General features: G+C 38.3%; 4 protein-coding genes. 1 reads left to right on the plus strand and 3 read right to left on the minus strand.

All coding sequences use genetic code 11. The features are described 5' to 3' along the window. Positions 1-229 precede the first annotated feature (229 nt). Entirely contained in the window at positions 230-394 is a 165-nt protein-coding gene (locus tag IQ228_RS23975; protein WP_193964689.1) for a hypothetical protein, read from the minus strand. A gap of 413 nt (positions 395-807) precedes the next feature. Between IQ228_RS23975 and IQ228_RS23980 the strand changes: the two genes are divergently transcribed. After that, positions 808-2,217: an aspartate ammonia-lyase gene (locus IQ228_RS23980; protein WP_027404136.1), complete on the plus strand. Its 1,410-nt coding sequence runs from the start codon at positions 808-810 to the stop codon at positions 2,215-2,217. A 51-nt stretch (positions 2,218-2,268) separates the two neighbouring features. On the opposite strand, the gene IQ228_RS23985 is transcribed toward IQ228_RS23980, so the two are convergent. Next, positions 2,269-2,682 (minus strand): type II toxin-antitoxin system VapC family toxin, encoded by a 414-nt coding sequence (locus IQ228_RS23985; RefSeq protein WP_193964691.1) that lies wholly within the window; start codon positions 2,680-2,682, stop codon positions 2,269-2,271. 2 nt (positions 2,683-2,684) lie between these two features. Then, the coding region (locus IQ228_RS23990; protein WP_228044051.1) for a hypothetical protein at positions 2,685-3,054 on the minus strand (370 nt) is incomplete at its 5' end.

Raw genomic sequence — 3,054 nt, forward strand, 5'->3', positions numbered from 1 at the left:
AGACACTCCCTAACCCTCCCCTTCACAAGGGGAGGGAACCAGATTTTTCTTGTTACCCCCCTTTCCCCTTGCAAAGGGGGGTAACAATGTGATAAAAATTACGGAATACCACTTTTAAAGTATCCTCTAAGGGTTTTGTTATAATCAATCCTCAATCACCATAAAAGAGACGCAAGAGCAGGATTTTGTTGGGTTTTACGGCTCAACCCAACCTACAATAAATATTGTTTTACATAAAGGGAACGGTAGGCCAAGGAATTTTACCTTGAGTTTTGATTGCTTGGGCATTAGCAATGACAGTATTTCGTTCTCCGGCAATTTCTTTCAGTAGTGAGACAGAATTAAGCTGTTGTGCATTTAGTTTGTATAATTCTAGCGGGCAAGATGCCCGCACTACAAAGTTCAAGTAAATTATGGTTATCAAATTTAGCTGCGTAACAGCTTAATTACACAATGTCATTGCGTTAGCGCAGCGTGGCGTTAGCCATAGGGAACGAAGTGAAATGAAGCAATTCCAAGGGTTGTGATTGCTTCCCTTCCCTCGCAATGACTGTAAATATTTTTGTCCAATTACTTATTAGGAAAATAAGCCATGTTAGCGGGTATCTATATTACTATTTTATGAATATTTTTGGTTTTGTATTTCCAGCAACAATAACATCTGTACTTGCTGGATTTTGCAGTGCCTTGGCGTTTTTAATCACGGGTGTGTGTATTATGATAAGTGGGAAATATAGCAATCCTCAATTGAGTTAAAAATAAGTTTTTTGCCTGTTCCCTGTTCTTCCGTTGCCATTCTCCATTTATATGACTAACAATTCAGATTTTCGGATTGAAAAAGACTCGATGGGCGATCGCCAAATTGCCAATAACGTATATTATGGGATTCAAACCCAAAGGGCGATCGAAAATTTCCCCATTAGCGGTATTAAACCTTTATCCACTTATATAGATGCTGGTTTATATATTAAAAAAGCCGCCGCTATTGTCAACGGAGAATTGGATTGTATTCCCGCAGATATCAGCAAAGCCATTATTCAAGCCACTGATGAAATCTTAGCAGGTGCATTGCGAGATCAATTTGTCGTTGATGTTTATCAAGCTGGTGCGGGAACTTCTCACCACATGAATATTAATGAAGTTTTAGCAAATCGCGCTTTAGAAATTCTGGGTGATCAAAAAGGTAATTACAAATTCGTTAGCCCCAACGATCATGTAAACTACGGACAGTCTACCAATGATGTCATCCCCACAGCCATTCGCATTGGTGGCTTATTGGCACTTTCTCGCACTTTACAACCAGCTTTAGAACAGGCAATTTCGGCTTTAGAAGCCAAAGCTACAGAATTTCAAGATATCGTCAAATCGGGGAGAACTCACCTCCAAGACGCTGTACCCGTGCGATTAGGGGATAATTTTCGGGCTTGGGCGCAAATTCTCTCAGAACACCAAAACCGGCTTTACATTGCTTCTGGGGATTTAATGGTGTTAGGTTTAGGTGGTAGTGCTGCGGGAACAGGTATGAATACCCACCCGGAATATCGGCAAAGAGTTGTGGATATCCTGTCGCAATTATTGGAATTTCCCCTAGAACCAGCACCCCATTTAATGGCTGCTATGCAAAGTATGGGGGCTTTTGTGAATGTTTCTGGGGCGTTGCGGAATTTAGCCCAGGATTTGGTGAAAATATCCCACGATTTGCGGTTAATGGATTCTGGTCCCAAAACCGGATTTAAGGAAATTCAACTTCCACCTGTGCAACCCGGTTCTTCAATTATGCCCGGAAAATATAATCCTGTGATGGCAGAGATGACATCAATGGTATGTTTTCAGGTAATGGGATATGATAATGCGATCGCTTTTGCCGCCCAAGCTGGACAATTAGAATTAAACGTAATGATGCCCCTCATTGCCTATAATTTAATTCACAGCATTGAGATTTTAGGTAACACAATTTCGGCTTTAACCACAAGCTGTATTCAAGGAATTACTGCTAACAAAGAACGTTGTTTAGCCTACGCTGAAGGCAGTTTAGCATTAGTCACCGCATTGAATACCCACATTGGTTATTTGAATGCTGCTGCTGTAGCTAAGGAATCCCTAGAAACAGGTAAATCTTTACGGCAAATAGTTCTCGAAAAAGGTTTAATGACAGAATCAGAATTAGCAACTGTGTTAGATTTAGACCAAATGAGTGCAATTGTTCCTTTAACGTAAATACAAGATCCCCGACTTCTTTAAGAAGTCAGGGATCTGATTGATAGCCTATTAAGGAAATATCTCAAAACCAGCACAATGTAGTGGACTAATAATACTAAAAATAGGTTTATTTAAAGTAAAAATCTTAGTAATATTCATCCTTTCCGCAATAGCAACAATCGTTGCATCCACAAAGTTTAACTTACTATCAGTATATTGGTCTAGAATCTCCATCACCCTTTTTAAATCAGTTTTATCAATCCCTTCAATAATGACATTACTATTAGCTAATTCAGTTAAAACCTGTCTTGTTGTAGGATATCCTAACCGAGAAGCAAGCAAATGACAAACTTCAGGTAAAACTGTTGTTGGTAAAACCAATACTTCCTTTGAATCAACTATAACATCAAGGATACGCCCATAATTTTCGTCCTTAATATCAACAATTGCCACTAAGAAACTTATATCTAAAATAGCCGTCATGATTATTTATTTACCTCATGATTAAATTCCTTGATACCTCTAGTTGGAACAATTTCCAGTTCTCCGTTTTCTGTATCTCTGTCTGATAAATTGGATTCACTAGACTCTCCTATACCAGCAATACTTAATAAAAAATTACTCTCCCCTGGTTCATTATTAATAGCCGCAGGAGTTAAATTAAGCTTAAAAAGTAAAGATTCAATAAAATCAGCTAATTCAGGAAGTGCTGCCAGTGGAAGTTCATTAATAGCTTGAGATAATTGTTCGTGGGTGAGACTTACAGAATCCATAATTGATATCATCCTTCTATCGAAATAACTTTTATCTGTTTTCAAAGAAATTGGTATTAATTTCTTCTTGGTTTTCCTATTC

This window comes from Dolichospermum sp. LEGE 00246, from assembly GCF_015207865.1.
Classification (GTDB): Bacteria; Cyanobacteriota; Cyanobacteriia; order Cyanobacteriales; family Nostocaceae; genus Dolichospermum; species Dolichospermum heterosporum.

Coding starts and splice junctions, on each gene's coding strand:
- IQ228_RS23980 (WP_027404136.1), top strand. CDS start 808: ATGACTAACAATTCAGATTTTCGGATTGAAAAAGACTCGATGGGCGAT.
- IQ228_RS23985 (WP_193964691.1), bottom strand. CDS start 2,682: ATGACGGCTATTTTAGATATAAGTTTCTTAGTGGCAATTGTTGATATT.